This window comes from uncultured Nevskia sp. (assembly GCF_903885465.1).
GTDB lineage: Bacteria > Pseudomonadota > Gammaproteobacteria > Nevskiales > Nevskiaceae > Nevskia.
The window spans coordinates 1-5,434 of record NZ_CAISIQ010000396.1; the positions used below are offsets into that span (position 1 = coordinate 1).

5 protein-coding genes are annotated in these 5,434 nt (G+C 64.7%); 2 read left to right on the top strand and 3 right to left on the bottom strand.

The window, feature by feature from the left end; genetic code table 11:
* The coding region (locus QZY06_RS15395; RefSeq protein WP_295685947.1) for a thioredoxin family protein at nt 1–703 on the bottom strand (703 nt) is incomplete at its 3' end.
* A gap of 249 nt (nt 704–952) precedes the next feature.
* Nucleotides 953–1,969 carry a hypothetical protein gene (locus QZY06_RS15400; RefSeq protein WP_295685948.1) on the bottom strand — a complete coding sequence of 339 codons (1,017 nt, stop codon included), beginning with the start codon at nt 1,967–1,969 and terminating at the stop codon, nt 953–955.
* 367 nt (nt 1,970–2,336) lie between these two features.
* Between QZY06_RS15400 and QZY06_RS15405 the strand changes: the two genes are divergently transcribed.
* A complete protein-coding gene (locus QZY06_RS15405; RefSeq protein ID WP_367275658.1) occupies nt 2,337–3,857 on the top strand; it encodes an FMN-binding glutamate synthase family protein in 1,521 nt (506 codons plus the stop codon).
* Nucleotides 3,858–3,866: 9 nt separating this feature from the next.
* Complete coding sequence (locus QZY06_RS15410) at nt 3,867–4,541, top strand: GDSL-type esterase/lipase family protein (RefSeq protein ID WP_295685950.1); 675 nt, start codon at nt 3,867–3,869, stop codon at nt 4,539–4,541.
* A gap of 46 nt (nt 4,542–4,587) precedes the next feature.
* On the opposite strand, the gene QZY06_RS15415 is transcribed toward QZY06_RS15410, so the two are convergent.
* Nucleotides 4,588–5,364: an SDR family NAD(P)-dependent oxidoreductase gene (locus QZY06_RS15415; RefSeq protein ID WP_293389062.1), complete on the bottom strand. Its 777-nt coding sequence runs from the start codon at nt 5,362–5,364 to the stop codon at nt 4,588–4,590.
* Nucleotides 5,365–5,434 lie beyond the last annotated feature (70 nt).

Below are 5,434 nucleotides of genomic sequence, written 5' to 3' on the forward strand. Positions count from 1 at the left end.
GCGCCAGCCGCTCGCCACGCTCGTCCGGCTTCAGGGTTTCGCGCAGGTCCAGCGGTTCATTGCGCCAATCGCCGAGCTTGCGCAGCGAGCGCACCACATTCGGATAGACGATGTGCCGGCCGGCGTTCTCGCCCTTGGCGATGTCGGTGCTGCGCTCGGTATCGAAGCTCAGCAGCCAGACTTCGCCGGCAGCGTCGCTCGCTTCGGCTTTGCCGACGGTCAGCCGCAGGGCGGCACCATCGCGAACGATCTGAGCCGGCACCGTTCGCTGCGCCTTGCGTGCCGAGTCGATGCCATCCTCCGCGGCACCACGCCGCGAGCCGACCAGCGCGGTATCGCCGTCGATCACCAGCTGCGGCGTATAGACCTGCCAGCCCTGCCGCTGCGCATAGGCTTGCTGGCGCGCGGTGAACTGCGGGCTGGCGAACGGATCGGCCCAGCCAAGGTAGTCCCAGTAGTCGACATGAAAGCCGAGCGCCAGCACATCACTGCGCCCAGCCAGTTCGCGCAGCACGGCATCGGCCGGCGGGCAGGACGAGCAGCCCTGCGAGGTGAACAGTTCGACCAGCACGGGCCGCGTCGTGGCGCTTGGTTCAGCGGCCTGCAGCGGCACCAGAGGCGCGAGCGCCAGCGATGAGATCAGCGCCGTGCTGGCGCAACGCAGCCAAGGCCGGGCGGCTGGCTTGTTCGGGGACTCGTTCATGTCGGGATTCCACAGCCTGATTGGTGAGCCTGAAGCCTGACCTGGAGGAAGAAACAGGACGATGCCGCAGCGTCCGGATTTCAGGGTCGATACGACGGAATCCACATCGTCTTCAAGTCAGGTCGACACCTGAAATCCCGTCATGCCCGCGTAGACGGGCATCCAGTTTCAGCCGTGGCTCACCGCTTCAGAACTACATTCAAGCCAGCGCGGTGATGACGAGTTCTTTGAACATCCGCAGGGAAACGCCTAGTGCAGCGCAGCCTTTTTCTGCGCTTCCCAAGCCCGCGCTTCCGTCAGCACTGCATCGAAGGCTTCCGCCTTGCTCAGCAGGCTGGCCTTGGCCGCTGCCGGTAGAGGCTTTTCGTGGCCGTCCTTGTCTTCCGGCATCTCGCCTTTGCGCACCGCACGCAGGATGCGTTTGATCTCGCCGGCCGCATGCGCCGGCGTCTGCAGCAGCACCAGATTTTTCATCTTGTTCGGGTTGTTCGGCACGTGGCATTTGTCGCATTCGCCGTTGCGCATCTCCAGCGCCAATGCCTGATAAGCCGTTTCGATGATCGCCAGATGCGGGTTGTCGTGGCTGTACAGGCCGTCGAACACGGTGACCTGGGGTTGCGTGTGGCCGTCGGCATCGGTCCACAGCCACTTGCCGTCGAATGCCGCGGCCTCGCTTGTCGCCTCGGCCAGCAGCGCGTCGCTGACGGTGCCGGGGACGAACTGCGCGACCCTGATCTTGCCGGTCGTCCGCTTCAGGTAGAACACCAGCGCTGTGGCCGACTGATACGAACTCCACTTGGTCTTGTCGTGCCAGAACGGATACGGGAACTGCCCCGGCGGCAGACGATTGCGGAACTTGACCGGCAGGGTCGCCTTGTACGACTGCTCGGCTTCATCGAACGTAACCTGAGCAGTGCCGGCGAACATGAACAGCGGCGCGTACAGGCCGGCGTAGACATCGGGCGCGAACTGGGTCAGCGGCGTGTCCTTCAGCGGCTTGCCACGCGCCCGGCCCCAGAGCAGTTCCTCAGGCAAGTCCCGACGCAGCAGAGAATCCCCGAAAAGCGCCTGCCGGCAGCGATCGAACGCGGCCTGATCTTCGGGTGCCGCGATCGGGCACAGGCGGCCCAGTTCTTCAGCGAGCGCGCTGTACCGCGTCTGCAGACGGTTCAGCCGAGCCTCTCGGGTTTCCATCGTGGCGACAAGTCCGACGACCAGCCCGGTCACCGCCAGCACCGCGATCAGCACAGTTCGTTTCTTGTTCAACGACTTCACTCGGGAGCATTGTTGCGGGGCGCAGATTATCGACCAAGCCCGCGCCCGCGACGAGACCACCGAACCACCGCAATCGAGTCCGGCAACTGTGGCAGGCTGATCTCATCTGCAGCCTCAGCGACGATCCATGAAGCGCAATCTCAAGCGAAATCTGTTGGTAACCACCGCCCTGCTTGCCACCGCCGTATCGGCGCTGGGCACGATGATGAATCCGTTCTGGAACGGCGCGCTGGCGGTGTTCTCGGCGTTTTCGATCATCGGCGCGATCGACTTCCTGTACCGCTATCCCACCATCAATCGCTACCTGCCCTATCTCGCCATCCTGCTGGCGGCCGGCAGCTTCGCAGTGGTCGGCGCGATGGATCATTACTGGGTGCCGCTGTTCGCGACCTTCTCGGTGCTGGCCCTGGTCGGCACCCTCGATCTGTTCCAGCATCGCCACAGCCTGTGGCGCAATTACCCGTTGATTTCAAGGGTGCGCTGGATGATCGAAGCGGTGCGTCCGGAGCTGCGGCAATACCTGTTCGAAAGCGATAGCGATGGCCGACCGTTCTCGCGGGAAGAGCGGGCGCTGGTCTATCAGCGGGCCAAGGGGGCGATCGACTCGCATCCGTTCGGCACCGAGATGGATGTCTACAGCGAAGGCTACGAATGGATCGCCCATTCGATCGCACCGCGCCCGAAGCCGAAGGGCGATCTGCGCGTGACCATCGGCGGCGAGCGATGCACGCAGCCGTATTCGGCCTCGGTGTTCAACATCTCGGCGATGAGCTTCGGCTCACTGTCCGCCAACGCCATCCGCGCGCTGAACCGTGGCGCCAAGGCCGGCAGCTTCTATCACGACACCGGCGAAGGCGGCGTATCGCGCTACCACCGCGAGTTCGGCGGCGATCTGGTCTGGGAACTCGGCAGCGGCTACTTCGGCTGCCGCGCTGACGATGGCCGTTTCGACCCCGAGAAATTCCGCGAAACCGCCGGCCTCGAGCAGATCCGGATGATCGAGATCAAGCTGTCGCAAGGTGCCAAGCCCGGCCACGGCGGCGTGCTGCCCGGGCAGAAGGTGACCGAGGAAATCGCCGAAGCGCGTGGCGTGCCGATCGGCGAAGACTGCATCTCGCCATCCGCCCACAGCGCTTTCGACAGCCCGATCGGCCTGATGAAATTCGTCGCCCAGCTGCGCGAGCTTTCCGGTGGCAAGCCGGTCGGCTTCAAGCTGTGCATCGGCGATCCGACCGAGTTCATGGCGATCGCCAAGGCGATGCTCGAAACCGGCATCACACCGGATTTCATCGTCGTCGACGGCGCCGAGGGCGGCACTGGTGCGGCGCCGCTGGAGTTGTCGAATCACGTCGGCATGCCGCTGCGTGAAGGCTTGATCCTGGTGCAGAACGTGCTGGTCGGCACCGGCCTGCGCGAGCACCTGCATCTCGGTGCGGCCGGCAAGGTCACCTCCGGCTACGGGCTGGCTGCGAATCTCGCGCTGGGTGCCGACTGGTGCAACGCGGCGCGCGGCTTCATGTTCGCGCTGGGCTGCGTGCAGTCGCTGTCCTGCCACACCGATCGCTGCCCGACCGGTGTCGCCACGCAAGATCCGAAGCGCGGCCGCGGCCTCGTGGTGCCAGACAAGGCCGACCGCGTCGCCAGCTTCCATCGGCACACCGTCGATGCCCTGGCCGAGATCGTCGCCGCGGCGGGCTTGTCGCATCCGGAAGATCTGGAGCCCGAACATCTCTGGCAGAGAGTCGGGCCCAATCAGGTCTGCAGCGCGGCGGACTGCTACGAGTTCCTGCAGCCCGGTGCGTTGCTTGGCACCCCGCCCGAGCGCTGGCAGAAGCGCTGGAATGCCGCTCGCGCTGACCGTTTCGGCTTGACTGCCTGACGCCAGGCCATGACTTCCGGGCTGATCCCGAACAGCTTCCTTGCTTCGTCGCAATCACCGCGTTCAAGCGTCTTGCCGCGGCTGCTCGCAGCCGCGTTGCTGGCGATCGGTGCGACAGCGCCCGCGCTGGCGCTCGCCGGAGAACTGGTGCCACTGGCCGACAAAGCGGTGGTGCTCGCTTTCGGCGACAGCCTGACCTCCGGCATCGGTGGGTCCGGCGAAAACTATCCGCAGCGACTCGTGACCTTGATCGGGCACGACGTCATCAATGCCGGCGTGCCGGGCGAAACGACGGCGCAGGGCCGCGAACGGCTCGCTGCGGTGCTGCGCGACAGCAGGCCCGGCCTGTTGATCCTCTGCCTCGGCGTCAACGACTTCCTGCGCGGCGTGCCGGTCGCGCAGATCGGCGCCAACCTCGGCGCGATGCTTGATCTGGCGGCCGAAGCCTCCGTGCCGGTGCTGCTGCTCGCGGTGCCGGCGCCGGGCGCGAGCCAGATCGATCCGCTGTTCGCCGGCATGGCGCGGCCGGGACAGGTGAGAGTCGATCTGCATGCCATGGCCGATACCCTGATGCAGCCCGCTTTGAAGGCCGGCCTCGTGCATCCGAACGCAGAGGGCTATCGACAGATTGCAAAAGCCGTCGCGCAGACTTTGCGCGACAGCGGCGCCCTCGTATCGCGGTAGCGACCGGAACTCGCAAGATGCGGTGTGCCAGCCAGCTTGCCGAGTTCTAGTTCGCCACCATGCCGCCGTCGATGACGAGCTCCGTGCCCATCACGAACTTCGATTCGTCGGACGCGAGGAACAGACAGCCGTAGGCGATTTCGATCGGATGGCCGAGGTAGCCGGCCGGCTGGCCGTTGATGAACGCCGCTTCGGCCGCCACCGGGTCGGGCATGCTGTTGATGGTCTTGCGCAGCAGCGGTGTATCGATCGCGCCGGGGTGGATCGAGTTGGCGCGAATGCCCTTGCGGGCATGCGCGATCGCAGTGCTCTTGGTCAGCAGACGCACCGCTCCCTTGGAGGCGTGATAGGCCGCATAGCCCTGCGAGCCGATCAGCCCGTAGACCGACGACAGATTGATGATCGAGCCGCCACCGTTTTTGATCATCACTGGCACGGCGAACTTGGTCGCGAAGAACACGCCTTTGACATTGACGTTCATGATCGCGTCGTACTCTTCTTCGCTGGTATCGACCTCGGGCTTGCTGCTCTCGATCGCCGCGTTGTTGACCAGCACATCGAGCCGGTCGTACGTCGTCACCGCGAAGTCGATCATGGCCTTGATATCGGCCATCTTGCCCATGTCGGCACGAAGGAAATGGGCGATACCGCCGGCCTTGGTGATGCGCTCGACAACCTCGGCGCCAAGCTTCTCGTTGATGTCGGCAACGATGACCTTGCCGCCTTCACGCGCGAACAAGGCCGCGGTTTCCGCACCGATGCCGGAAGCACCGCCGGTGACGATGGCGACCTTGTCCTGAATACGACCCTTGCTCTTTTCCACGTCTCTCTCCAAGTGGGAATGCGGCTGTTTTTTGATATCGAATTGATGCGACGCATGCTTGCCCTACTCA

Bases quoted from the DNA above. Each gene is read 5' to 3' on its own strand.
- QZY06_RS15410 (WP_295685950.1), top strand. From the start codon at position 3,867: ATGACTTCCGGGCTGATCCCGAACAGCTTCCTTGCTTCGTCGCAATCA.
- QZY06_RS15405 (WP_367275658.1), top strand. From the start codon at position 2,337: ATGGATCATTACTGGGTGCCGCTGTTCGCGACCTTCTCGGTGCTGGCC.